Here is a 25,699-nt window from a genome sequence, read left to right as displayed (position 1 = left end):
TGTCACGCCTGGGCGAGTCGGGCAAGGGCATCTTCCATCACGTGTTCGGGCACGGCGATCAGCTGCGGTGTCTCCGTGAACAGCAGAGCCGCCCGAACAGCCCGGCCCGGATAGAGCGGTCCGAGCAGGGCGCGATAGAGCGCAAGCTGCGCGACGTAGGCCGGCGGCACGTCTGCGAGCCGCTCCGGCGGCGGGCGATTGGTCTTGTAGTCGACGATCAGCACCTCGTCCGCCGTTATTGCCAGCCTGTCGATCTTGCCGGAGATGGCGCGTTCGGCGCCGCCAATCTCGAGCGTGCCGGCGATGCTAACCTCCGCCCGCGACCGCGCAGAAAAGATCGGCGCGAAGGCCTCGTCGGCAAAAATGCGCATCACGGAGCCTGCGGCCGCCTCGCGATCCTCGGCCGGCCAAAGCCGGCCGATGCGCTCTATATAGCGCCGCGCGGCGAAGTCGCGCTCGGCCTCGCTCGTCTCGGGCAGCACCTGTAGAAGCTTGTGAACGGCGAGGCCGCGAGCAATGGCCAGCGACGGCTCCTCACCAGCGTCCAGCACCGGCGATTTCGGAATGGCAGCCGGTTCGATCGACTGGTCGATCGCCGCAATCGCGCGTGACGGCGTCAACGGCCGCGGCAGCAGCGGTTCCGGCGCAACCTGTTCGGTGAGCCAGGCCGGCACGGGGGCAGGTACGCGCTTCGCCGGGCGTTCGCTGTCACGACGCCTGACAGTGCTGTCGCCTTTTAAGACGCGGTAGCGGTAGCGGCAGCTGCCCTCGCCGAGCACCGGATCCGGCAGCGATTCGGCATCCGCCGAACCGGCGAGTGCCGCCGTCACCAGCGCGTGCCATGTTGCGCCGTTCTGCTGCTGCTTGCCGTGGTAGCCGCACACGATCAGCCGGTCTTCGGCGCGCGTCATGCCGACATAGAGAAGGCGACGGTATTCCTCCTCGGCCGCTTCCCTGATGCGGGCTGCCGCAGCACGCGAGCTCTCGCTCGCGAGATCGCTCGCAGCTCGCCAGAGAAAACCCTTGCCGTTCCACAATTTCCTGGCCGACTGGATCGGCAAGAGCCGCGGCAGGTGCTGCTCGCTGAACGGCCGCGCGCCATTGTCGACGAGAAAGACGACTGGCGCCTCAAGGCCCTTTGCCGCATGCGAGGTCATGATGCGCACCTCGGCGCGGCCCTGGTCCATTTCGCGCTTGATCTCGGGTGCTGCGCTTTCGAGCGTGGCGAGGAAGGCTTCAAGGCCCGGGGTCCCGACCTTCTCCTGCGCAAGGCAGAAGCTCATGAATTCGTCGATGATGTCGCCGGCCTCGGGTCCGAGCCGAGCGATCAGCTTGCGGCGCACGCCGTCACGGCCGAGCACGCCGGCGTAGAAGTCGAAGACCGGCTTGAAGGCAGCTTCGTTCGCCCAGCGATCGAGATCGGCGACGATCGCTCCAAGCTTCAGGTCGGTCTGGGCTTTCCTGCGCAAGGCACGGTCGAGCGAAACATCCCGCCGGCCATGGGCGATGTCGAACAGCGCCTTGTCGGAAAGCCCGAACACCGGACTACGCAGCAGCGCCGCGAGCGACAGATCGTCGTGCGGCTGCAGGGCTATGCGGCCAAGCGCGGCAAGGTCCTTCACTGCGATATGGCCGGCAAGGCTCAGCCTGTCGGCGCCCGTGACCGCGATGCGGAGGTCCTTGAGGCGCCGCGACAAGGCGTGGATGAAGCGGTCGCGCTTTCTCACCAGCACCAGCACGTCGCCGGCATCGAGCCGCCGTCCCTTCCCCTCGATGATCTCGCCCTTGCCGATCCATTCGGCGATGGTCCGGGAGATCGCGTCGGCAAGGCGCACGGCGGGTGCCTCGGCATGGTCGATTGCTTCGCGCCAGTCCTCCGGTTCCTCGATCGCCGTCGCCCCGATCGAGGGCCATACCTCGACATAGCCCGGTGCGCCGGCGCGGATCGCCTTGTGCTCGATAGGTTCGGGATCACGCGTCAGCCCCTTGCGGGCTGGCCCGTTGGCGAAGACCTGGTCGACAGCGGAGAGAATGTCGTCGGTCGAGCGGAAGGACCAGTTGAGCTTCACCGCCTCGAAGCTGCCCTTGGCAGCACTGACGCGCTCGCGAAAGAAGTGGCCGCTTTCGGCGAACAGCGCCGGGTCGGCACCCTGGAAGGAATAGATCGACTGCTTTTCATCGCCGACGGCAAAGATCGTGCGGTGCACGTTGTCGCGCGCGCTAACGCCGGAGAAGAATTCTTCGGCAAGTTGGCGCACCACCTTCCACTGCTCGGGACTGGTGTCCTGCGCTTCGTCGATCAGTATGTGATCGATGCCCTGGTCGAGCTTGTACTGAACCCAAGGCCCGACATCGCTCCGCGACAGCAGTCGCACGGTACGCGTAATCAGGTCGTTGAAATCGAGAAAACCGCGTGCTGCCTTCATCCCTTCGTAGCGCGCGATCAGCCAGTCGGCGACGATCAACGCGGCCGATGTCGCCTCGAGCATGCGGAACAGCGCCAGCCGGTCGGCAGCAGCCTGGATCGCAGCGACGGCAGCGGCGTAACGATCCATGAGGTCGGGGATGCGTTTCTGGAGCGGCTGCTTGAAGAGTTTCGGCGAATAAGGTTCGCCATCCCCATTGAGAAAGGCTTTTGCCAGCAGCCTCAAGCGCTGCCGGGGGTCGCTTTCGGCGAAGGCCGAGATCGCGTCCGGCAGGATGTTGGCGATGATGGCCTTCGCTTCTTCCGCGTGCGCCGCATGCACGAATTCTTCGAAGCCTGCCTGGTCGAAGCCAGGCAGCGGCCAGACAGATGCAGCGATCGAATCGGCGGTCTCCCCCGGCCTGAAGCCGAATTCCTCGAACAGGGCAGGGAAGGCGCCTTCTTCCTCGCGCAACTGTTCGATGAAGAGCCGCAACTCGTCGCGCTTGGCAACGATCTCGCCGAGCAGAATGTCGAGCCCGTATTCGCCGCCATGGGAGAGGATCTCCGAGAAGGCCGAGGCGAGCGTCGGCTGGCCGGACACTCCTGCCCCAGTGATCATCGCACGGCGGGCTTCGGAGATCAGCGCCTGCTCCATCTCGGGATCGAGCATCTCGAAATGGCCGGCGATGTTGGCCTCGAGCGGAAACTGGTGGAGAATCGCTTCGCAGAAGGCATGAATGGTCTGTATCTTCAGCCCGCCCGGCGTTTCCAGCGCCTCGGCGAAAAGCCGACGCGCCCGCGCGAGCTTCTGAGCATCCGGCCGGGCACCTTCCAGCGCTTCGACTTCGGCGGTCAACGCCTCATGCGAGAGCGCGGTCCATTTGGCGAGATCGTCATAGACGCGTTTGGCCATGTTGGCGGCGGCTGCCCGGGTGTAGGTGAGGCAAAGAATCTTCGATGGCTCCGCACCCTGCAGCAACAACCTGATCACCCGGCGCGACAACACATGTGTCTTGCCGGCGCCGGCATTGGCCGACACCCAGACGGAGTTCTGCGGATCGGCGGCAATCGCCTGCCGCTCGATCGTTTCCGGAGGTATCCGCCAATCCTCCTTCATTCGGACCCTTCCGCCTCGCCGTCGCCGCCGGCCGACCATTCGAGCACGCGGGCAAGGTGGTCGTAATCGCCTTCGACCTCGCCTTCGCGAAACGGCAGAGCGCGAGAGAGATAGCCTTGCCTGGGATCGGCATAGTAGTGCAGCAGGTCTTCCAGCCGGTTCCAGGCGAGCTCGGACAACTCCTTCGCTTCGCGCGTCGAGTTCCGGTGCTTGAGGATGGATTCCTCTTCCACCTCGCCATTGGCCTTCAGCCGCACATGGGCGAGTTCGTGAGGAAGAAGCGGCCCGGCGGCCTTGAACGCGCCGCGCATGAGAAGCGCGCCTTCCAGCGCGAGCTGCGGCGCAATCAGCGTGTGAGCCTGCGCCTTCGAGGGCGAGGAGCCTGTCTTGAAGTCGAGCACGTCCGCGCGGCCGGCGGCGAGCAGGTCTATACGGTCGGCATAACCGAGAAGCGTGACGCCGGTGCCGCCGACCGGCAAGGGATCGGACCGGACTTCCGCCAGCCGCCTCTTCACCGCGGCGCGCTCGCGCCGCTCCCAGGCAATGATCGCCTCGACCGAGCCCTCGAAGCGGGGCCACCAGACCGCCTCCACATCGGGCGGCAAGCAGGCCTCCGCGAAGGCGCTCCTGGCGGCAGCGACCAACAGCGTCTCGGCGTCGGGCGCTGCCGGATCGGGACAGCTCTCGGTGAAGCGGCTCAGAATGAGGTGGAAAAGCGTCCCACGTTCGGCCGCGCCTGGGTCGCGCAGCAGCGGGTCCAGCGGCGAAAGCCTCAGCACATGACGCGCGTAGATCGCATAGGGGTCGCGTCGCAGCGTCTCTATCTCGGTCACGGAGAATCTCTTCGGCCGTGCGCCGAGCGGAGGTTTCGGCTTCGGCCGCGGCTCGAACTTCACCGCCGCGCCGGCGTCAAGGCTCCTTGCCCAGGCAATGATCTCGTCGCCGCGCGCGTGCATCCTTGCGGTCTCATCCGGTCCGGCGAAAGTTGCCAGGCGCTGCAGCCAGCGCGAAGCGGTGGCCGGCGCGTCGCCGGAACGTGCGGAGCGGGTCAGCACAATCTGTTCGTGGCCCATCGCCATCATGAAATCATGCGCGGCGAGACCAATGCGCCGTTCCGGCGGGTCGAGTTCGAGCCCCCCTTTCATGACACGCGACATGAAGCGGTCCGGCTCGGCTTTGCGCGGCCAGCTGCCTTCGTTGAGGCCGCCGACCACCAGCATGTCCACTGTCTGCAGCCGCGCCTCGAGCGCGCCCCAGATCGAAACCCTGCCATCGCTTCCCGCCGCCGGCTTCACGACCTCGCTGGCGATCAGCGCTGCCGCAACATCGGGCCAGTCCTGACCTGCGACTGGAAAATTGGCATTCGAGCTGACCAGCGCACGAAAGAAGCCGGCAAACTTTTCGCCCTGCTCGCGCTGGTAGAGCTCGGCGAAGCCGCCAGCTTCATCGCGCGCGAGGCGCTCGAGCGCTATGATCGTGATGCGCGCCAGCTCGGCGAGCTGGATCTCCGGGCCACCACGGCAGGCAGCGAGCGGGGCCAATGCCTCGGCGAGGCGATTGAGGACAGCACGGGCATCGGCGACCGAGACCAGGTCGATCCGGCCGAACCAGAACGGCTTGCGTGTCGCGGATCGAAACGCCTTCAGCCGATCGTCGAACAAGTGCTGCAGATCGGCAATATCGGGCCGGCCCGCGCCGCCCCGCAAGGCGAACAGCTCGATGGTCTCGGCGGCATGACGCACCTTTGCGCGCTCGAAGCCGAGCCTGAGGAAGGGGTGCTTGAGCAGCCCCGCGATCGGCACGGGATTGCCCGGCTCGAAGACAGCTTCAAGGACGAGCTTCAGCAGCTCCGCCGCCGGCGTGTCGGCAAGCGGCCTGCCGCCTGAATCGTCGGCCCGGATGCCGAACCGCTGAAGCTCGGCGCTCACCCGCCTCGCCAGCTCGCGATCGGTCGTGACGAGCGCCGCAGTCCTGCCCGGCTCGACGATGGCTCCGCGCAACGCCACCGCGATCGCCGCTGCCTCCTCACGCTCGTTCGCAGCTTCGATCAAGGCAATCCCCGCCAAGGCACTGCCGAATGCCGCCTCGTCCGTCCGCGCGCGGCTCCTCATCCAATCGTCGGTCGTTTCGGCAGGCTTCAGCGCCTCGCTCAGGATGGAACCGCGAATCCTGAGCGGGGCGTGCAACGCGCCAATCTCGGCGACGTCGGCGCGCGCTATCCCTATCGCCCGGAGCAGCCTGGCGAGGCCGAACTGGGGATGTCCGAAGACAGAGGGATGGGGCGCGACGCCGTCGAGAACCCGCCATGAGCGGTCGTCCAGTGCAAGGTCGAGGCCAGGCAGCACCACCGCACCGTTCGGCAGCCGCGATATGGTGGCGAGCAACTCGGCGGTAGCAGGTATCGAGCCGGTCGAGCCGGCCGCGATCACCGGTCCGTGCGCGGGCGCGCCGGCAAGGCGCTTCGCCTCGCGGCGGATCAAGGCATCCCGATGCGCAGCCGGGTTGGAGCGGTCGAGCTCCTTGAGCGCCTCCGGCCAGATCGAAGTGACGATGTCGAGAAAATCGAGCGTCACCTGCCACCAGCCAGCGAGACTGCCGGACACCAGCTCGCCGAGCTTCTTCCAGTCCGCCCCCTCCGTCTCGATCTCGTCGATGAGAGCGGCCAGGTCACGCGCCAGCCAGATCGAATCGGCGGCCGAAGCGGGCACGACCACCTGTTCGTCGAACAACGCCGTGATATGGGCCGGCAGCCGGCTCTTCCAGGCCCGCACCAGCGGGGCCAGCCTCAGCAGCCGTTCGAGAGGGGCGATAGGCGGGGCAAGTTCGGTCTCGGCCGGGTCGGCCAGGTCCAGGGCGGAATCATCCTCGTCGAACTCGCCGAGCGGTCGGATGACGGGCAGGATCGCCCCACGCCGGCACGATGAAGAAGCTAGCCGTTCGGCAAAGGTGCTGCGCAATTCGCGCGCCGCGCGCCGCGTCGGCACGAAAATCGTCATGTCGGCGAGCGTCAGCGGGTCGCCGTCCCAGGCGAATCCCGGGACGAGCGCACCGGACAGCGTCGCCTCGGCAAGCACCGGCAGAAAAGGCGCTCCGGTCGGAATGGAGAAGACCCGCGGAGGCCGGCCTGCAGTCACGGCTTCATAGCGTGGGCGACAGCCTGCTCGGCGAGCGGGATGGCGCCAGGCGTGCCGACCGTGATCCAGTGGCCTTCCATCCTCATGCCATAGAGCCGGCCTTCGGCGATCGCCCGGTCGAAATAAAGGTTGAGCGAGTGCGGCGCAGCCGAAGCACCGGCAAAGATGCGGGGCTTGACGATCGCTGCCCCGGCATAGATCAGCCCCTCGGGCAGGCCTTTCGAGCGAGCAAGACGGCCGCTCGCCGCGAGAAGGAAATCCGTGCCACCGCTATGACCCGTGGTTGATTCGATCTCAGCCAGCATGATGAGAATATCCATCTCGGCCGGGTCCCAGGCAAGCGCCAGCCGCTCCAGGTTGGACCTGCCGCTGTCGATCCAGAATGTATCGGCGTTGAGGATATAAAAGGGCTCGCTACCCAATTGCGGCAGCGCCCTGACGATGCCTCCGGCCGAATCGAGCAGGCCCGCGCTCTCGTCCGAGATGACGATCTTCGGCGCGCTGCGCGAGGCAACATGGCGGATGATCTGATCCGGGAAATGGTGGACATTCACCACGGCTTTCTCCACGCCCGCTGCGGCGAGCATGTCGAGGGAACGATCGAGCAGGGTCTTGCCGGCGATCTTCACGAGCGGCTTCGGCATCGTGTCGGTGATCGGCCGCATGCGCTTGCCTAGCCCGGCGGCGAGAACCATGGCGTTCTTTGGGCTTGTTCGATAACCGGCTATCGCCGATGCCGGCTGAGCTGTCCTCGACTCCATCACACCGCCCGCTCCTCGAGGAATCCGTGTCGCTCGTAGAATTCACGCATCTCGGCAAGCGCCGGATGCTTGAGCGCACGGCGCAGATAGGCGCGGATGCGCGGCAGGTGCTTCAGATAGCCCGGTTTGCCGTCGCGGCGATGCAGGCGCACGAAGATGCCGAGGATCTTGGAATTGCGCTGCGCGGCCATCACGGCATAGGCCTCGTCAAAGGCGGCGCGGTCGAAGCTGCCCGCTGTCCTGCGCGCGCGGGCGTATGCCTCCACCGTGCGACGCTCCAGTTCCTCGGGGATCGTGACACGCGCATCCATGGCAAGCGAGGCGACGTCATATGCCGACGGGCCGATCAGCGCATCCTGGAAGTCGATCAGGCCGATCCGGTCCAGGCCGATCCTCTCCTCACGCCATATGAAATTGGGCGACTGGACGTCGCGCAGCATGAGGGTGGTTTCGGTATCGGCCAGGCGATCGAGTGCCCTGCCCCAGACTTCTTCGAACCCCTCGCGTTCGGCGTCGCTCGCCTTGCGTCCGCTCGTCGCCGGTACGTACCACTCGAGCAGCAGCTCCGCCTCGATCATCGTCGCCCCTCGGTCGAATGGCGGAATAAGATGCGTCACGCCCGGCGCCGCTTCTGCCTGCGAAGGCCAGCGCCTCAGATGCAGTTTCGCCAGAAGCTCGGCCGCGGTCTCGTAACGCTCCGCGACAGGCTCGCCGCGGGGTCCGAGAAAGTTGCTCGAGCCGAGATCCTCGATGACGAGGAAGCCTTTGTCGAGATCCTGCGCATAAATTCGAGGCACGGCGAAACCCGCCTCATGCAGCAGCCGGTCGACGGCCACGAAAGCCGAGACCGTGCGCGCCGTGTGCGCGATCTCCGCATAGGCCTTGTCGCCCCGAACAGGTGGGCCGAGCACCAGCGGCGGCGAGTTCATGAGGATGGCTGCTGGTGTTCCCTCTGCCTCGACGATTTCGTAGGACCGTGCCGAGGCATCTCCGGCCAGGTGTGTGCGATAGGCGCTGCTCCAGTCGGAAAGTTCGAGGAAATCCCTGGCCTCGAGCGATCGTCCGATCCTCGCCAAAATCGCTTCCGAACCGGAGATCCGCGCCAGGCGGCCTTCGTCCTGATGCGTCAGCTCGATCTCGACCACTTCACCCGACAGGCGCTCGCCGGCCCGTTCCGGCCATTCGATCAGCGCAACCCCTTCGGCAGACTGCTCGGCGAAGCCGAGCTCGTCGAGTTCGTCGGGGGAGCCGAGCCTGTAGAGATCGAAATGCGCGACCGGAATGCGCGCATCATAGGTTTGTAGCAGAGTGAAGGTCGGGCTCGGCACGTCGAGACGGGGGTCTCCGGCGAGCGCGCGGATAATGGCGCGCGCCAGCGTCGTCTTGCCAGCGCCGAGATCGCCTTTCAGCGCAACGACATCACCGGCGCGCAGCGCTGCAGCAACATCATCGCCAAAGAGCTCCGTCGCCCGTTCATTCGGCAAAAAGCGTTCGATCGCGGTCACGAAACTCGGCTACTCCGCTGCCGCCCTTGTGCCGACGGGCGCGATCGGGAACCAGCAGGTGACGGTCGTGCCGCTGCCCTCCGCGCTGTCGATCCTGACGGTCCCACCGTGCAGCTCGACGAAGCTCTTGACGACTGCAAGGCCGAGCCCGGCACCGCGCCGGCGGCCGCCATTGGTGCGTGACTCGAAACGGCGGAAGACCGTGTCGAGGAATTCGGCCGGCATCCCGGGGCCATCGTCATGGACGGAGAAGACGACGCCGCTCTCCGACCCCTCGCAGGCAAGCACGATTTCGCTGTTTTCCGGCGCATAGTTGGCTGCATTGCTCAGCAAGTTGAACAGAATCTGCCGAACCCGGTTCTCATCAGCATTGAAACTCTTCGGCGCGCGCTGGGTTTCGAGCCTTACCCGGATGCCGTGCTCGCGCAACCGTTCGGAGACAAGCTCGACGGCATTGGCGATCGTCCTATCGACCTCTACCTCCCCGATATCGAGCTCCATGATGCCGGCATCGACCGTCGCGAGGTCGAGAATGTCGTTGACGATGGTGAGGAGCACCGAAGAGGACGAGCCGATATGGTCGACATATTCGCGCTGGCGCTCGGTGAGGTGCCCGGTCTCGGCAAGCTGCAGCAGTTCGGTGAAACCAATGATGTTGGTGAGCGGCGAGCGCAGTTCATAAGAGACGTGCTGGACGAAGTCGTTCTTGAGCTGATCAGACTTCTGCAGAGCCTCGTTCTTCTCCTTCAGCGCCCGTTCGACATTGACGCTGTCCGTCACGTCGACAAAAGTTATCATCACCTGGCCGTTCGGCAGGTGGATCACCCCGTAACGCAGCACGGTGCCATTGGTGAGTTCGGCTTGGCCGCGGCGGTCGCGGCGTTCGTCGTCGAAACCGGTTACGGCGGCCACAAAGCTCCCCCAAGGACTCGCGGCGAGCTTTTCATCGCAGACCGCGCGAATCGCCGAAATATGAGTGCCGGGCCGGGCCAGCGAAGGTTCGATGCTCCATAATGTGGAGAAAGCCGGGTTGGAGAGGCGCACGCGCCCGTCGGGGCCGAACACGGCGACGCCCTCGGCAAGATTGTCGAGCGTCTCGCCCTGCACACGCACCGCAGTCTGGTAGCGGCTTTCCAGGTCGATTTTTTCGGTGAGGTTTTCGAACAGCCAGGTTACGCCGCCATTGGGCTGCGGATTGGCGACCACACGAATCGTACGCCCATCCGGCAGGTGCCACCAGTGCTCCTGCGGGGCCACCGCGCGATAGGCCGAAAGCAGGTTCTCCTTCCAGCGCCGCCATTCCGGCAGCTCCGCGAGCTTGCCTGAGGTGCGGAGCCTATCGAGCAGCAGCGCGTTGTCCGGCGCGCTGTCGAGGAAGACATGCTCCAAGTCCCAGAGCTTCTGGAAGGCCTGGTTGAAAAAGCGCAGCTTCTGGCCGGCATCGAAAATCGCGACAGCCGTGGTGAGCTGATCGAGCGTATCGGCGTGGCTGCTCAGAGTGCGCTGGTGCTCTTCGCGCATCGCTTCGATATCGGTCACATCGGCGGCAATGCCGGCCGAGCCTTCCAGTCCTGCGAAATCGGTCACGGCGAACATCTTGCGGTCGCCTTTGATCACGGTCGAAAGAGTCTGTTCGAAAACCTGGCTGGAGGCGTGCTGTCTCGCAATCGCTTCACGCGCATGCGTGCCCAACAATTCCTTCCCGTCGCGCAGGGCAAGGCTCGACGATTCGGCCTCGACTGCTGCGGCGTAGGCGCGGTTCACCCATCTCAGCCGTCCATCGGCGCCGCGCAGCCAGAATGGCATCTTGAGGGCATCGAGCAGGCCGAGCAGCGTCTCGTGCTCCCAGGAAAGCCGCTGATTCTCGAGCTTCAGGCGAGCGTTGGCACGATGGATCTCCGAGAGCGAGACGAAGCGGACGATGACGTGCTTTGCCGTCCTGCGACCCTGCACTTCGAGGCCCGCACCATTGACCGCCTCGACGGTAAGGTCGAAGCCAGCCGATTTCTCGCGCAGCGCCATGATCGCATGGTCAAGCGCGGCAGCCGAGCGCGGAGCGAGCCAGCGGCCGAAGGCAAGGAAGGAGCTACGGTCCTCCGGCGCTCCGGACTCGGGGGACAAGGAGCCGATAAGCTCCGGCTTCTTGTGCTCGTTCGACCAGACGATGACACGCTGGTCGCGCAGGTTGAGCATCGCCTCGGAGCGTTGCAGCGCAATACTGAGATCCGCGACCTTGGCGCGCAGCACCCCGTTCTCGTCGAAGGTGCGCCCTCGCTCGCGGATCAGCCAGATCGCCGAAAGCAGTGCTGCGCTGAAGATTCCGACGGAAACGGCGATCTGGATCACCTCGAAGGTGCTGACCGACAGCGGTCCGCTCGCGGCCAAGGCGGCACTCGCCGGCAGGCCGGCAGCAGCCGAGGAAAATGCAGCCAAGGCGGTCGTGCGGAGCAGACGCGGAGCGCGCCAGGCGAAACGCCGTCGCGGCCCTTCCAGATCGGAAGCGCATTTATTGCCGCCGGAAACGGCTAGTCCCGCCGGTCGCGGGTTTTCGCCCGGCATGTCTTGTTCCTCTCCGCCGCCTCTCTGCCAAGACTGCCCCAACTCAGTCCTCGTGTCCCCACGACGGGCGCGAGCGTCGCGAATCACTGCAATCTAATCGCTCCCGGAATATGCGTGAAGCAGGGTGCTGTGCAAAAAGAAGAAGCCGGGCGGATCAATCACCGCCCGGCTCTCGGAATCACAAGAATAAACGCCAAGGGTTTCATTTTTGTCGCAGGTTCTTGTCGCAGAACCGTGGGACAGTTTTGCACAACCTGGTCGGCGGTCTCAGTAGCGGTAGTGCTCCGGCTTGAAAGGACCCTGAGGCGTGACGCCAATATAGGAGGCCTGGTCGAGGGAGAGCTCGGTAAGCTTCGCCTTCAGCTTCCCGAGATGCAGCCGCGCCACCTTCTCGTCGAGGTGCTTGGGCAGCACATAAACCTCGTTCCGGTAGTGGCCGGGTTTCGAATAGAGCTCGATCTGCGCGAGCACCTGATTGGTGAAGGAGGCAGACATCACGAAGCTCGGATGGCCGGTGGCGTTGCCGAGATTGAGCAGCCGGCCTTCCGACAAGAGGATCATGCGCTTGCCGTCGGGAAAGGTGATCATGTCCACCTGCGGCTTGACGTTGGTCCATTTCAGGTTGCGCAGGGCCGCCACCTGGATCTCGTTGTCGAAGTGACCGATGTTGCCGACGATCACCATGTCCTTCATGGCACGCATGTGATCGAGCGTCACGACGTCCTTGTTGCCGGTCGCGGTAATCACGATGTCGGCGTTTGGCGCCGCATCGTCGAGTGTCACCACCTCGAAACCGTCCATCGCCGCCTGCAAGGCGCAGATGGGGTCTGCCTCGGTGACCTGCACGCGTGCACCCGCCCCTTTCAGGGAGGCGGCCGAGCCCTTTCCCACGTCGCCATAGCCGCACACCACGGCGACCTTGCCGGCCATCATCACATCGGTGCCGCGGCGGATGCCGTCGACCAGCGATTCCTTGCAGCCGTATTTGTTATCGAATTTCGATTTGGTGACGGAGTCATTGACGTTGATTGCCGGGAACGGCAGCAGCCCCTTCTTTTGGAGCTGATAGAGCCGATTGACGCCGGTCGTGGTCTCCTCGGAGACGCCACGGATCGATGCTTTCTGCTTGGCGAAGAAGCCTGGCGTGGCGGCCATCCGCTTCTTGATCTGCGCGAACAGGATCTCCTCTTCCTCGCTGCCTGGTTTGGAGAGCACGTCCTCGCCGGCTTCGGCGCGCGCGCCCAGCAGGATGTACATGGTCGCGTCGCCGCCATCGTCGAGGATCATGTTCGACGCGCCGCCGTCGGCCCACTGGAATATCTGGTCGGTGTATTCCCAGTATTCCTCGAGCGACTCGCCCTTGACGGCGAAGACCGGGATGCCGGAGGCGGCGATCGCCGCGGCGGCGTGATCCTGCGTGGAGAAGATATTACAGGAGGCCCAGCGGATGTCGGCGCCGAGCGCCTTCAGCGTCTCGATCAGCACCGCCGTCTGGATCGTCATGTGCAGCGACCCGGAGATGCGCGCGCCCTTCAGCGGCTGGTCCTTGCCGAACTCCTCGCGGCAGGCCATCAGGCCGGGCATTTCGGTTTCGGCAATTTCGATTTCCTTGCGACCCCAGTCGGCAAGGCCGATGTCGGCAATCACGTAGTCGTTCGAACGGGCCATGATGTTCTTCCTATCGGTCTTTGAATCTGCTGGCGCTGAAGCAAGATGGCGGCGTCAGCCGCGGCGCGAAAATTGAGGCCTGACGTAGCAGATCGGCACTTCGCCGACAATAGGACATAAAGAAATGTTTATGCGTGCATATCTTGCACGCGCTGACGGCATTGAACCAGGAGCCAATGCGGACATCCGTAGAATGGCCCAAGAAATCGCTGAACCGCTTGTCTGGTTCAGGGCATTGCCAACAGAGGACGTTTTGGCAGAACCTGCTCAGATCTCCTCGCCGAAGCGCGAGCTGATCAGCTTTTCGAGCGCCGTCATGACCTCTTCGGCTTCCGGCCCATCGGCCGTCACCCGGATGCAGCAGCCGGGGCTCGCGGCAAGCATCATCAGCCCCATGATCGAGGTGCCGCCCACAGAGACGCCGTCCTTCTCGACCCGAACCTCTGCCTGGAAACCGCTGACGAGCTGAACAAACTTCGCCGACGCGCGAGCGTGCAGGCCGCGCTGATTGACGATCTCGAACTCTCGGACCAGCGGAGCCCCCATCCACACCTACTTGCCGTTGAGCAGCTGGCTGGCGACGTTGATATATTTGCGGCCGGCGGCCTGCGCATGCTGCAGCGCCATCGCCATATCGTCACCGGTGCGCACGCTGGAAAGCTTGATCAGCATGGGCAGGTTCATGCCGGCGATCACCTCGACCTTTCCGGATTCCATTACCGAGATTGCGAGGTTCGACGGCGTCCCCCCGAACATGTCCGTAAGAATGACGACGCCGGAACCCGTGTCGGCACGATGCACGGCATCGAGTATGTCCTGACGGCGCTTCTCCATGTCGTCGTCGGCACCGATCGACACGGTTTCGAAATTCTCCTGAGGTCCGACGACATGCTCCACGGCGTGCCGGAACTCCTCGGCCAGCTGACCGTGCGTTACAAGCACGAGTCCGATCATTCTTTTTGGGCTCCCGTGATGGCCCTTGATACGGGGCTCATGCAACTTGACCGTCGGCACACCCGCCCCGTCGGCAGGAGCGCTATCTTGTCGACGCGAAGCTCGTTGACAAGCCCAAATATGATGCCAATTCGGCCAAATTGACGCATTCTCGACAGGTTATATGACGAATTTCTAACAGAATGGAGGCGTTTTCAGCCACGCCGCAACGGCGAGAGAGGAGGCCGTCCTGTTGCGTGACGGCAGGTCGAGCCGGGGCAAGGCGATGCTTGCGACGGTTTCGGTAAGCGGGTCGGAAAGGCGCGGCGCATCGGCTTTTGGGACGAGGCGGACGACCAGGTCGACGACGGCTGATTCGAAATGGGGCAGCAGCTGGGGGCCAAGTCCATAAACCTCCGCCAGACCCGCAATCGTCCGGGGGCTGTAAACAACAACGCGGCCATGACGCGGTTTGACGAAGATCTGGTCGTCGGCGACGAGCCGCGCGAATGAACCTGCCAACAGGAATTTCCGAATCAGAACAAGCGCGAGCGTCGTCTTGCCCGAGCCGGAAGCACCGGTGATCAGAACACCTCGATCACCGAGCACGAGCGCCGTCGCGTGAATATTCATTTCGGACGGCCCGGCTCAGCCTTCGGCGGGCAAGGTCACGACGAAGCGTGCGCCACGCACTTCGCCGGGCTTGCCACCGGGAATGTTCTCCGCCGTCAGCGTGCCGCCATGCGCCTCGACGATCTGGCGGCTGATCGAAAGGCCCAGGCCTGAATTCTGGCCGAAGGCCTCGCTTGCCGGACGATCGGTATAAAAGCGCTCGAAGATGCGGTCGATATTGTCGGCGCGAATGCCGGGCCCGTTGTCGTCGAGCGTGATGATGACATGCCGTCCGCTCCGCGTCAGTGTGACTGCGATGCGGCCGATCTCCTCCGGCACGAAGGAGCGCGCGTTCTCGACGAGATTGGTGATCACCTGCCCCAGCCGCAGATCGTGGCCGAGCACATAGAAGCCCTTGGCACCCTGCGGCAGCTTGCCGATCTTGAGGTCGATCTCGACCTTCTTCTTGCCGCGGCCGGTCTCGCGTGACACGGAGATCAGGTCGCCGAGGAGCTTCCGCATGTCGACGGTCGCGGCATCCTCGCGGGCGAGCTCGGCGTCGAGACGCGATGCGTCGGAAATGTCCGTGATGAGACGGTCGAGGCGTCGCACGTCGTGCTGGATGATCTCCATCAGCCTCTGCCGCGAGTTCTCGTTCTTGGCAAGCGGCAGAGTTTCTACTGCACTGCGCAACGAGGTGAGCGGATTCTTCAGCTCGTGACTGACGTCCGCCGCGAAGCTCTCGATGGCCTCGATACGCGCATAAAGTGCATTCGTCATGTCGCGAACAGCCGAGGACAGATTGCCGATTTCATCCTGGCGACCGGAGAAATCGGGGATCTCCTCACGGTTCTTCACACCACGCCGCACACGCACGGCAGCGGCGGCAAGTCGTCGCAGCGGGTTAGCGATGGTCGAAGCAAGCAGCATCGAAAGGATCGCGGTGACGAGCGCCGCAACTCCGAACACGCGCAGGATCGCCCGCCGTTCGGCGCTGACGATCTTGTCGATATCGCCGCCCTGGGTGGACAAGAGCAGGACGCCGAGCACCGCGCGGAAGCGCTGGATCGGGACCGCGACCGAGACGATCTGCTCGCCCTGCTCGCTGATCCTGACCACCGTCTGCGGGCTGCCGGTGAGTGCGGTCATTACCTCGGGATAGGCGGTGCCGCTGCCGCCGGGTTGTTCCTTGTAGATCGGCAGGTCGGCGGAGCGGAACAGGCTGCCGACATATCTCTGGATCCGGTCGAGAACGCCGGTCTCCTCATCCTCGATCGGCGGCAGCTCGTAGCGCAGGATCTGGCCGCGCGAATAGAGGTGCCGTGAATCGAGCAACAGATTTGCATCGCGGTCGTAGATCCGGGCGCGCGTTCGGGTCGGCGAGATCAGCCTTCGCAGCACCGGCGCGACACGCTCGGGATTGATCGGGAAATCAAGGCTGTCGAGCTGGTCCGTGCCGGGCGCCAGGCTTTCTCCGGCCTGCAGCTCCAGGAGCTTCTCGGGATCGATGCTGATCGAATCCGTCTCCACCGTCGCCGAGGCTGCGACGGCGCCGGCAATGATCTCGCCCTGGGTCATCAGGCTTTCCACGCGAGCGTCGATCAGCCCGTCGCGGAACTGGTTTAGGTAGAGGATGCCGATGACGAGAACGCCGAGCCCGGCAAGATTGAGGAAGAGGATGCGTCTGGTAAGGCTCGAAAAGACATAGTGGCCGAGGAAGCGCCTCAGCGGCACCGTCACCTTCGACAGCACCTTCCTCGGAAAACGCCATGGCCCCCTGGCGACAGCCAAAGGCTTTTTGATCTCGGCATCAACTGCCATTCAGCCCCTAGTCTCCGGGCGGGTTTTCACGCCTCGCGAAACCGGTACCCCACGCCATACAGAGTTTCGATCATGTCGAAGTCGTCGTCGACGGCTTTGAACTTCTTGCGCAAGCGCTTGATATGGCTATCGATGGTCCGGTCGTCCACATAGACCTGCTCATCATAGGCCGAATCCATCAGCGCGTCACGGCTCTTGACCACGCCTGGGCGCTGCGCAAGCGAGTGCAGGATCAGGAATTCGGTTACGGTGAGCGTCACCGGCTCACCTTTCCAGGTGCAGGTGTGGCGCTCCTGGTCCATCACCAGCTGGCCGCGCTCGAGCGATTTCGACTGCTGGTTGGGTACCTTTGCCGCAGCTTCGCGAGCGCTCGTGCGGCGCATCACGGCCTTGACCCGCTCGACCAGAAGTCGCTGCGAGAACGGTTTGCGGATGAAATCGTCGGCACCCATCTTGAGACCGAACAGCTCATCGATCTCGTCGTCCTTCGACGTCAGGAAGATCACCGGAAGGTCCGTCTTCTGGCGGATGCGGCGCAACAATTCCATGCCGTCCATGCGCGGCATCTTGATATCGAAAATTGCCAGGTTCGGCGGACGCGCCGAAAGCCCCTCCAATGCCGATGCCCCATCCGTGTAGGTCTCCACACGATACCCCTCGGATTCAAGCGCGATCGAGACAGAGGTAAGGATGTTTCTATCGTCGTCGACAAGCGCGATGGTTGCCATGTCAAGCGGCTCCCTCATGATCGGGTGTCCCTTCCTGCTGTGTGCAGGGGGTATTGGCGTACGAATTGAGTACAAAATGTGGCACAGATCACCGCAACTGTCATGGCCGGCGCGGTGAACACCGCGTCGCCGTTACGAAGTCCATCGTCAGATCTTCCCTCGACCCGCCCTCGAGCCGACCCGCCTTTACTTAGCGGCACTATAAACGATTTAAACGATTCTCAAAATGTTTAAATCGATTAATGATTTGAATCCACACAATATTTCTGGTTCTGCCCTCAGGTAGGGTCCGCTGTGGACCACAACGTACTTGCGGAGAGCGTCATGAGTGAGCGCGGCAAACGAAACCCGGAGTTTGGGATCGAGGCCGCGGGTCTCATCAGCTCAGGAACGGTCAGCTATAATCTCGGCACGGCTCAGCTCGTCGAAGAATCGATTCGCCGCGGCGAGGTGCGACTCACCGCTCATGGGGCGATTGCCGCCGAAACCGGCCGGCACACCGGCCGCTCGCCAAAGGACAAACACATCGTCCGCGACGACAAGACCGGGCCGACCGTCTGGTGGGACAACAACCGCGCGATGTCGCGGGCCCATTTCGACGCCCTCTACGCCGATTTTCGCTCACATCTGGCCACGCGCAACCTCTTCGTCCAGGACCTTGTCGGGGGCGCAGATCACAGCCTCAAGGTGCGCGTCATCACAGAGCTTGCCTGGCATTCGCTCTTCATCCGCAACCTGTTGATCCGGCCGGCGGCGGCGGACCTCGAGGATTTCGTAGCCGAAATGACCATCATCGACCTGCCGTCCTTCAAGGCAGATCCGGTACGGCACGGCACCGCAAGCGAGACGGTGATCGCCATCGATCTCTCCCGCATGATCGTGCTCATTGGCGGCACGACCTATGCCGGCGAGATGAAGAAGTCGGTGTTCACGGCGCTCAACTACTTGCTGCCGGAAAAGGGAGTCATGCCCATGCATTGCTCGGCCAATATCGGGCCGGCCGGCGATGCAGCGGTCTTTTTCGGCCTTTCCGGCACCGGCAAGACGACGCTTTCGGCGGATCCGATGCGGACCCTGGTCGGCGACGACGAGCATGGCTGGGGCGCTGACGGGATCTTTAATTTCGAAGGCGGCTGCTACGCCAAGACGATCCGGCTTTCGGCCGAAGCCGAGCCGGCGATCTTCGCGACGACACAGCGTTTCGGAACGGTCCTGGAGAACGTGGTGCTCGGCGAAGACGGCGTGCCGGATTTCGACGATGGCAGCCTTACCGAGAACACGCGCTGCGCCTACCCGCTCGACTTCATCACCAATGCGAGCAGGACCGGGCGTGGCGGTCATCCGCGGAACATCGTCATGCTGACGGCCGATGCCTTCGGCGTCATGCCGCCGATCGCCAAGCTGACGCCAGCGCAAGCAATGTACCATTTCCTGTCGGGCTACACGGCCAAGGTCGCGGGTACCGAACGCGGCGTGACGGAACCCCAAGCCACTTTCTCGACCTGCTTCGGAGCGCCCTTCATGCCCCGCCATCCCTCCGAATACGGCAATTTGCTGCGCCGGCTGATTGCCGAGCACGGCGTCGACTGCTGGCTGGTCAACACCGGCTGGACGGGCGGCGCCTTCGGGACGGGCCGGCGGATGCCGATCGGCGCGACCAGGGGGCTCCTTGCGGCCGCCCTCGACGGCTCGTTGAAGGACGCTTCGTTCCGCACCGATCCTCATTTCGGTTTCGCCGTGCCGGTGAGTGTAGCAGGGATCGACCCGGCCATGCTCGACCCGCGCGAGACCTGGGCCGACAAGGCCGCCTATGACAGGCAAGCGAAACGGCTCGTCGGAATGTTCGCGGCCAATTTCGAGAAGTTCGAGGCGCATGTCGACGCAGCGGTGCTCGACGCTGCGCCCGCGCTCCTGGAAGCGGCGGAATGATATCCGATCGAACGACGACAATGGTCTGACAGCGGAACCAGGGGACCCATGCCCTTCCTTTTTGATGGTCGCCGGGCCATCAATGTCTGCCATGGACTCTGAAAGCATCATCATTTCCGGCGAAGCGGTCATCCATCCCGAGGATATCGCGGAGACCTTCATCCGCTCGTCCGGACCTGGCGGCCAGAACGTCAACAAGGTCGCGACGGCCGTCCAGCTCCGCTTCGACGCGTCGCGCGCTCGCGGCCTTTCGGAACGCGTGCGCGAGCGTGCCATCAGCCTCGCAGGTCAGAGGGCGACCAAGGAAGGCGTCATCATCATCGAGGCGGGCCGCTTCCGCACGCAGGAGCAGAACCGCGCCGATGCGCGGGCAAGGCTCACCGCGCTGATCGCCAAGGCAGCCGAACCGCCGCCCAAGCCGCGCAAGAAGACGAGACCAAGCAAGTCCTCCGTCGAGAAGCGCCTGAAGGCAAAGGCCGGGCGTTCGACGGTGAAGAAGATGAGAGGCAGGGTCGAGTCGGACTGAGGCGGCGTTCACTGCTGCTCGAAGGCTCGATCCGGGTGGCAAGCCTGCCTTAGCCTGATACGATCCGCCGAATCTCGAGTCTAACCGCCATGCAAGTCCTGCCCAAAGGCGTGCGCCACATCCCTTCCTGTCTCGACAGCGAGGCGCAGGAAGCGCTGGTCGAGGATATCCGTAATGTGGTGCAGGCAGCGCCGCTCTATGTGCCGACCATGCCGCGATCGGGCAAGCCGATGAGCGTGCGCATGACCAATTGCGGCGCGCTTGGCTGGGTGACCGACAAGGAGCGCGGCTATCGCTACCAGCCGACGCATCCGCTGACCGGGAAACCCTGGCCGCCAATCCCTCGGCGCCTGCTCGACCTCTGGAACACGGTGTCCGGCTATCCGCACCCGCCGGAGGCCTGCCTGGTCAACTTTTACTCGCATGACGCAAAGATGGGCTTGCACCAGGACCGTGACGAGCAAGAGTTTTCCGCGCCTGTCGTCTCGGTGTCGCTGGGCGATGCCTGCCTGTTTCGTGTCGGCGGAACGAACCGCGCCGATCGCACCTTGTCCTTGGAACTGAAGAGCGGCGACGTCGTGGTCCTCGGTGGCGAAAGACGCCTCGCCTTCCACGGTGTCGACCGGATTTATCCGGCAACGTCCGCGCTGCTGAAGAATGGCGGCAGGATCAACCTGACGCTGAGGCGCGTAACGAAGCCATAGAGCCGAGTCGCCAATTCGGCCGGTTCCGTCAGAGCTTCCTGAGCGCCACCTCTACCACGCGATGATTGTCGCCCTTGCGCAGGATCAGATCCGCCCGGGGCCGCGTCGGCAGGATGTTTTCCCTGAGGTTCTTCAGGTTGATGTTCGTCCAGAGCCCCTCCGCGATGCTGCGCGCGGCGTCTTCCGAAAGCGCCGCATAGCGGTGGAAGAAGGATTGCGGGTCGCGGAAGGCGGTTTCGCGCAGCTTCATGAAGCGCTTGATATACCAGCTGTGGATCAGCGCCTCCTCCGCATCGATGTAGATCGAAAAGTCGAAGAAGTCGGAAACGAAGGGGACGAACTTGCCGTCCTTGGGCAGCTCACGCGGCTGCAGCACGTTGATGCCTTCGAAGATCAGAATGTCCGGCCGATCGATGGTGATGAATTCACCAGGCGTCACATCATAGGTGAGGTGCGAATAGAGCGGCGCGCGGACGTTCGGCTGGCCCGATTTGATGGCCGAGAGGAAGCGCAGCAGCGCTCCGACGTCGTAACTGTCCGGAAAACCCTTGCGCTCCATCAGGTTTTCGCGTCGCAGCACCTCGTTCGGATAAAGGAATCCGTCAGTCGTAATGAGATCGACCTTCGGGCTCGATGGCCAGCGGGCGAGCAGCTCTTTGAGAACGCGAGCGGTGGTGGATTTGCCTACGGCAACAGAGCCCGCCATGCCGATGATGAAAGGGGTCTTTACGACGTCGTCTGCGCTGAAGAAGGCCTGGCGCTGCCGGAAAAGCAGCTGGCTCGCCTCGACATGGGCCGAGAGCAGCCGTGACAGCGAGAGATAAATGCGCCCAACTTCGTCGAGGTCGATCGGGTCGTAGAGCGAGGAGAGCCGCGCGACCTCCTCGGCAGTCAGGGTGAGCGGGGTATCGGCTCGAAACTCGGCCCAGCGCTCCGCGGAAAAGAACCAGTAAGGGGAGTAACGGTCGGTCGGGACAAGCTGATCCATGGATCAGGCACCACCTTTTCTGAGATCAGCCCTTTGGGCGCGAAGCCTTCTCGGCAATGCCAGAGCGGCCCGTGCGGTGCTCCAGCTCGGCAATCACGCTCGCGAGCGAAACGCCCGAGATCGCGAGCACGACGAGCAGATGATAGAGAAGATCAGCGCTCTCCTTCACCAGACCGTCCTTGTCCGCCCTTATGGCTGATATGACCGCCTCGACGGCTTCCTCGCCAAGCTTCTGGGCCGCCTTGTCGATGCCACGGGCGAAGAGCTTCGCGGTCCAGGAATCGGGATCACCGGAGCGCGCACGCTCGGCAATGATCCGTTCGAGGTCGGCTAGGGAGAATTCGGACATCGGACGCGGTTTAGGGTCAAGCGGCGGCGAAGTCCAGCCGCATGGCAAGCCCGGCCTCCGCCATGTATGCCTTGGCCTCGGCAATGGTGTAGGTGCCGAAATGGAAGATGGAAGCGGCAAGCACCGCGGTCGCATGGCCATCCCTGATCCCCTCTACGAGATGGTCGAGATTGCCGACCCCGCCCGAGGCGATTACGGGCGAGCGCACCGCGTCGGCGATCATGCGCGTCAGCGGGATGTCGTAGCCAGCTTTCGTGCCGTCGCGATCCATTGAAGTGAGCAGAATTTCGCCTGCGCCGCGCTCGACGGCATCTCGTGCGAATTCGACCGCATCGATGCCGGTCCGTTCGCGGCCGCCGTGGGTGAAGATCTCCCAGCGGTCAGTCTCGCCTTGGGCCGAGACTTTCTTGGCATCGATTGCCACGACGATGCACTGGTTCCCGAATTTGTCGGCGGCCTCGGCGATGAAGTCCGGGTTCTTCACGGCAGCCGTATTGATCGACACCTTGTCGGCGCCGGAGAGCAGAAGCTTGCGGATGTCGGCGACCGTGCGCACGCCGCCGCCGACGGTGAGCGGCATGAAGCATTGCTCGGCCGTGCGGGCCACGACATCGAAGATCGTCGCGCGATTGTCGGAGGACGCCGTGATATCGAGAAAGCAGAGCTCGTCGGCGCCGGCCGCATCATAGGCCTTCGCGGCCTCTACCGGATCGCCGGCATCGATAAGATCGACGAAGTTGACGCCCTTGACGACGCGGCCGTCCTTCACGTCCAGGCAAGGGATCACGCGGGATTTGAGGGTCATGTGACTCAGTCGAGGAGGCCGGCGTAGATCGACTGAAGCCGTATGGTCAGTCCCAGCCCCTGGAGTAGCACTTCCGAGTCGAGCCCTTCCACCATCGCTGGCTTCGACCAACCAGCCGGCTCCTTTGACCAGAGCCATACCCTTGGTCCATCCTGCGCCAGGATCAAATAGTGGCGGAGCGTTTCAACCGACTGATACTCGCTCGCTTTATGGTGGAAATCGACTGCGAGCGTCGAGGGCGACAGTATCTCTGCGATGAATATTGGCGATGCCGCCGCCAGATCGTTTGCCGAGCCTGCTGCGCCGTCCACCATGACATCCGGATATCGCACGCTGGTCGCCGTTTTGACCCCGAAGTTGGCCGTCGAAACGGTATAGGGTGGGAACGTAAGCGATTGCCCAAGAATGGTCGTCAACCGTCCCGCGATGATGGCGTGGTTTCTCGAAACGCGCACCATCGTGTCGACGATCCTCCCCTCGACAAAATCCCACTTGCTCTCGCGCCCCTCGTTCCAGCGCAGGAATTCGTCCGGTGTGGTCGGATATCGCGACTGAAGGTTCATGAATTCAATTTAGCATCGGCGGTTCGCCGCTTCAAATCCCTCAGGATCGCCAGCGCTTCCCGTGGATCGATGCGTCCATCGTAGAGCGCGCGGCCGGAAATGGCGCCTGCAAGCTTGCTTGCGTCGGGCAGGGTCATGCGCTCGATGTCGTCGATCGAGGCCAGGCCGCCCGAAGCGATGACGGGAATGGAAACAGCTTCGGCGAGCGCGATCGTCGCATCCCAGTTGATGCCGGCCAGCACACCGTCTCGGTCGATGTCGGTATAGATGATGGCAGCGACGCCGGCACCTTCGAATTTCCGCGCCAGCTCGATGACGCCGAGCGTCGAGGCCTCGGCCCAGCCCTCGACCGCAACCTTGCCGCCGCGGGCGTCTATTCCGACAGCGATCCTGCCCGGAAACCGACGGCAGGCCTCCTTCACCAGCGCCGGGTCGCGCACTGCGACGGTCCCAAGAATCACCCGCGCGAGGCCTTTCGCCAGCCAGTTCTCGACATGCGCCAACGTGCGAATCCCGCCGCCGAGCTGCACCGGGTTCTTAGTCGCCCCGAGGATCGCCTCGACCGCGGCGCCATTCACCGACCGGCCCTCGAAAGCGCCGTTCAGATCGACGACGTGAAGCCACTCGAAGCCTTGATCCTCGAATGCCTTCGCCTGCGCTGCGGGATCGGTGTTGTAGATGGTCGCCTGGTCCATGTCGCCAAGCTTGAGTCGCACGCAACGGCCGTCCTTCAGGTCGATCGCAGGAAACAGGATCACGGCTTCCACCTAAGAAAATTCGCTATCAGCGCCAGGCCGAGAGCCTGGCTCTTTTCGGGATGGAACTGCGTGCCGGCAAGGTTGTCGCGCGCGACGGCGGCGGTGACGGGGCCACCATAGTCGGCAACGGCCACCAGATCCTCTTCGCGCCTGGCGTCGAGATGGTAGGAATGCACGAAATAGGCGTGCAGCCCTTGCCCGCCCGTTCGGATGCCGGCGAACAGCGGGTGTTCACGCCGGAGCTCGATCGTATTCCAGCCGATCTGCGGCACCTTCAGCGCCGGATCGGCCGGTTCGATCTCCTTCACGTCGCCTGCGATCCAGCCGAAACCCGGTGTGATCGTCTTCTCCAGACCGCGGTCCGACATCAGTTGCATGCCGACGCAGATGCCGAGGAACGGCCTGGCTCTGGCGATTGCGGCCTCCTCGACGGCCTGCCACATGCCCTCGACGGCGTTGAGACCGGAAGCACAATCGGCATAGGCGCCGACGCCAGGGAGCACGATGCGGTCGGCGGTCCGCACCCGTTCGGCATCGGCCGTCAACTCGATCTCTGCAGCGATTGCCGCTTCCCGCGCAGCGCGCTCGAAGGCCTTGGTTGCCGAACGCAGGTTGCCCGAGCCGTAGTCGATGATGGCGACACGCATGTCAGCGGCCCGGATTGAGGAGCAGTTCGACCGGCGCGCCGGGTGCCGTGCCGGCGCGGGCCGGATTTATCGACGGCGCGATCGGCTGGCGCTCGGCTGCGTCGTCGGGCTCTGCTTCGGCCGCGTATCGAGCCTCGGCATCAAGCTCGCTGTCAGCATCGACGGCGCCCCAGAAGCGCCAGCCGCGACGCCGAAACGCGGCGATGCGCATGCCGTTGCCTTCGAGGCCGATGAAGATCGCGATCAACACTCCGGCCAGCGATGCTGCAAGCCCGAGGCCCTGGACGCGCTCGAGCGCGCTCGCGGCCAAAAGCGCGGCGAAGACAGCGACCGCCTCGACCCAGAGCCGGTGCCAGAGGAGCCATAGCGGCGAGAACAGGAACGCAAGCCACGAAAAGCCGTCGCGCACGAAGACGGGGTCCTGCTCCGTTGCGCGGCCCGTTTGCGGCGGCTGGAATACGACCCACGACGCCATCGCCCCTATCCCTTCAACGAGCCTTTGGTGGAGGGTACGGCGTCGGCCTGGCGTGGGTCATGTTCGAATGCGGTTCGCAGCACCCGCGCCGCAGCCTTGAAGCAGGTCTCGGCGATATGATGGCTGTTGGCGCCATAGAGATTGGTCACGTGCAGCGTGATGCCGGCATTGTGCGACAGGGCCTGGAAGAACTCGCGCACAAGCTCGGTGTCGAAAGTGCCGATCTTGGATGACGGAAAGGCGACATTCCATACCAGAAACGGGCGGCCCGACACGTCCACGGCAGCGCGGGTCAGAGCTTCGTCCATGGCAAGATCGATCGAAGCGTAACGGACAATCCCGCGCCGCTCACCTAGCGCCTTGGCGATCGCCTGGCCGAGCCCAATGCCGGTGTCCTCAACGGTATGGTGATCGTCGATATGCAAGTCGCCTTTGGCTTTCGCGGTAATGTCGATCAGCGAATGGCGCGACAGCTGCTCCAGCATGTGATCGAAGAAGCCGACGCCGGTCGCGATGTCGAAACGACCGGTTCCGTCGATGTCGACGGAAACGGCGATCGACGTCTCCTTCGTCTCGCGGCTGAACTTTGCAGCGCGTTGGCCCTTTGCGGACGCCATCGGGTCTTGCTCCGGTTAAGGATTGCGGCGGAGCCTCTTAACAGCACAACAGCGCGAATACCAGTTCACCCGAACCCCCTTGCAAGCATGGCC

At 63.9% G+C, this 25,699-nt stretch carries 22 protein-coding genes; 3 read left to right on the top strand and 19 right to left on the bottom strand.

Annotated elements, in window-relative coordinates; translation table 11 throughout:
* Window positions 1-2: 2 nt before the first annotated feature.
* The 11 genes from addA to SAZ10_RS22450 all read right to left on the bottom strand — a co-directional run bounded on the left by addA (window position 3) and on the right by SAZ10_RS22450 (window position 17,245).
* Window positions 3-3,524, bottom strand: coding sequence for a double-strand break repair helicase AddA (addA, locus tag SAZ10_RS22500; protein ID WP_318611625.1), 3,522 nt, complete (start codon window positions 3,522-3,524; stop codon window positions 3-5).
* Complete coding sequence (gene addB, locus SAZ10_RS22495; protein WP_318611624.1) at window positions 3,521-6,658, bottom strand: double-strand break repair protein AddB; 3,138 nt, start codon at window positions 6,656-6,658, stop codon at window positions 3,521-3,523. The genes addA and addB overlap by 4 nt, the downstream gene beginning before the upstream one ends.
* Window positions 6,655-7,353 (bottom strand): nucleotidyltransferase family protein, encoded by a 699-nt coding sequence (locus SAZ10_RS22490; protein ID WP_318611802.1) that lies wholly within the window; start codon window positions 7,351-7,353, stop codon window positions 6,655-6,657. Before SAZ10_RS22490 ends, addB begins: the two co-directional genes overlap by 4 nt.
* 65 nt (window positions 7,354-7,418) lie before the next feature.
* Window positions 7,419-8,924, bottom strand: coding sequence for a tRNA (adenosine(37)-N6)-threonylcarbamoyltransferase complex ATPase subunit type 1 TsaE (tsaE, locus tag SAZ10_RS22485; protein WP_318611623.1), 1,506 nt, complete (start codon window positions 8,922-8,924; stop codon window positions 7,419-7,421).
* A 9-nt stretch (window positions 8,925-8,933) separates the two neighbouring features.
* Window positions 8,934-11,483: a sensor histidine kinase gene (locus SAZ10_RS22480; protein ID WP_318611622.1), complete on the bottom strand. Its 2,550-nt coding sequence runs from the start codon at window positions 11,481-11,483 to the stop codon at window positions 8,934-8,936.
* A 267-nt stretch (window positions 11,484-11,750) separates the two neighbouring features.
* Window positions 11,751-13,151 carry an adenosylhomocysteinase gene (ahcY, locus tag SAZ10_RS22475; RefSeq protein WP_318611621.1) on the bottom strand — a complete coding sequence of 467 codons (1,401 nt, stop codon included), beginning with the start codon at window positions 13,149-13,151 and terminating at the stop codon, window positions 11,751-11,753.
* Between the two features lie 267 nt (window positions 13,152-13,418).
* Entirely contained in the window at window positions 13,419-13,697 is a 279-nt protein-coding gene (locus tag SAZ10_RS22470; RefSeq protein WP_318611620.1) for an HPr family phosphocarrier protein, read from the bottom strand.
* A gap of 6 nt (window positions 13,698-13,703) precedes the next feature.
* On the bottom strand, window positions 13,704-14,105 hold the full coding sequence (locus SAZ10_RS22465; protein WP_318611619.1) for a PTS sugar transporter subunit IIA: 402 nt from the start codon (window positions 14,103-14,105) through the stop codon (window positions 13,704-13,706).
* A gap of 174 nt (window positions 14,106-14,279) precedes the next feature.
* Complete coding sequence (locus SAZ10_RS22460; RefSeq protein WP_318611618.1) at window positions 14,280-14,717, bottom strand: HPr kinase/phosphorylase; 438 nt, start codon at window positions 14,715-14,717, stop codon at window positions 14,280-14,282.
* Window positions 14,718-14,732: 15 nt separating this feature from the next.
* A complete protein-coding gene (locus SAZ10_RS22455; protein ID WP_318611616.1) occupies window positions 14,733-16,517 on the bottom strand; it encodes a sensor histidine kinase in 1,785 nt (594 codons plus the stop codon).
* Window positions 16,518-16,543: 26 nt separating this feature from the next.
* Window positions 16,544-17,245 (bottom strand): response regulator transcription factor, encoded by a 702-nt coding sequence (locus SAZ10_RS22450; RefSeq protein ID WP_318611801.1) that lies wholly within the window; start codon window positions 17,243-17,245, stop codon window positions 16,544-16,546.
* A 324-nt stretch (window positions 17,246-17,569) separates the two neighbouring features.
* On the opposite strand from SAZ10_RS22450, the gene SAZ10_RS22445 reads away from it, so the two are divergent.
* From SAZ10_RS22445 to SAZ10_RS22435, 3 genes are all read left to right on the top strand, one after another.
* A complete protein-coding gene (locus tag SAZ10_RS22445; protein WP_318611615.1) occupies window positions 17,570-19,174 on the top strand; it encodes a phosphoenolpyruvate carboxykinase in 1,605 nt (534 codons plus the stop codon).
* A gap of 91 nt (window positions 19,175-19,265) precedes the next feature.
* A complete protein-coding gene (gene arfB / locus SAZ10_RS22440) occupies window positions 19,266-19,700 on the top strand; it encodes an alternative ribosome rescue aminoacyl-tRNA hydrolase ArfB (RefSeq protein WP_412535277.1) in 435 nt (144 codons plus the stop codon).
* Window positions 19,701-19,789: 89 nt separating this feature from the next.
* Window positions 19,790-20,404, top strand: a complete 615-nt coding sequence (locus tag SAZ10_RS22435) for an alpha-ketoglutarate-dependent dioxygenase AlkB (RefSeq protein ID WP_318611613.1) — start codon at window positions 19,790-19,792, stop codon at window positions 20,402-20,404.
* Window positions 20,405-20,432: 28 nt separating this feature from the next.
* On the opposite strand, the gene coaA is transcribed toward SAZ10_RS22435, so the two are convergent.
* From coaA to hisB, 8 genes are read right to left on the bottom strand one after another with little or no spacing between them, the layout of a single operon-like run.
* On the bottom strand, window positions 20,433-21,392 hold the full coding sequence (gene coaA, locus SAZ10_RS22430) for a type I pantothenate kinase (protein ID WP_318611611.1): 960 nt from the start codon (window positions 21,390-21,392) through the stop codon (window positions 20,433-20,435).
* A gap of 25 nt (window positions 21,393-21,417) precedes the next feature.
* The gene (locus tag SAZ10_RS22425; protein WP_318611609.1) at window positions 21,418-21,741 is read right to left on the bottom strand and encodes a phosphoribosyl-ATP diphosphatase; all 324 of its coding nucleotides are present in this window, start codon (window positions 21,739-21,741) and stop codon (window positions 21,418-21,420) included.
* Between the two features lie 16 nt (window positions 21,742-21,757).
* Window positions 21,758-22,546, bottom strand: coding sequence for an imidazole glycerol phosphate synthase subunit HisF (gene hisF / locus SAZ10_RS22420; protein WP_318611608.1), 789 nt, complete (start codon window positions 22,544-22,546; stop codon window positions 21,758-21,760).
* A gap of 5 nt (window positions 22,547-22,551) precedes the next feature.
* Window positions 22,552-23,109: a Uma2 family endonuclease gene (locus tag SAZ10_RS22415; protein ID WP_318611607.1), complete on the bottom strand. Its 558-nt coding sequence runs from the start codon at window positions 23,107-23,109 to the stop codon at window positions 22,552-22,554.
* A complete protein-coding gene (hisA, locus tag SAZ10_RS22410) occupies window positions 23,106-23,867 on the bottom strand; it encodes a 1-(5-phosphoribosyl)-5-[(5-phosphoribosylamino)methylideneamino]imidazole-4-carboxamide isomerase (RefSeq protein WP_318611605.1) in 762 nt (253 codons plus the stop codon). Before hisA ends, SAZ10_RS22415 begins: the two co-directional genes overlap by 4 nt.
* Entirely contained in the window at window positions 23,864-24,514 is a 651-nt protein-coding gene (gene hisH, locus SAZ10_RS22405) for an imidazole glycerol phosphate synthase subunit HisH (RefSeq protein ID WP_318611604.1), read from the bottom strand. The genes hisA and hisH overlap by 4 nt, the downstream gene beginning before the upstream one ends.
* A gap of 1 nt (window position 24,515) precedes the next feature.
* Window positions 24,516-24,989 (bottom strand): DUF2628 domain-containing protein, encoded by a 474-nt coding sequence (locus SAZ10_RS22400; RefSeq protein WP_318611602.1) that lies wholly within the window; start codon window positions 24,987-24,989, stop codon window positions 24,516-24,518.
* 5 nt (window positions 24,990-24,994) lie between these two features.
* The gene (gene hisB, locus SAZ10_RS22395) at window positions 24,995-25,606 is read right to left on the bottom strand and encodes an imidazoleglycerol-phosphate dehydratase HisB (RefSeq protein ID WP_318611601.1); all 612 of its coding nucleotides are present in this window, start codon (window positions 25,604-25,606) and stop codon (window positions 24,995-24,997) included.
* Between the last annotated feature and the right edge of the window lie 93 nt (window positions 25,607-25,699).

It is taken from the genome of Mesorhizobium sp. BAC0120, from assembly GCF_033542235.1.
GTDB lineage: Bacteria > Pseudomonadota > Alphaproteobacteria > Rhizobiales > Rhizobiaceae > JAWRCU01.
This window is presented reverse-complemented; position numbering and strand designations above follow the sequence as displayed.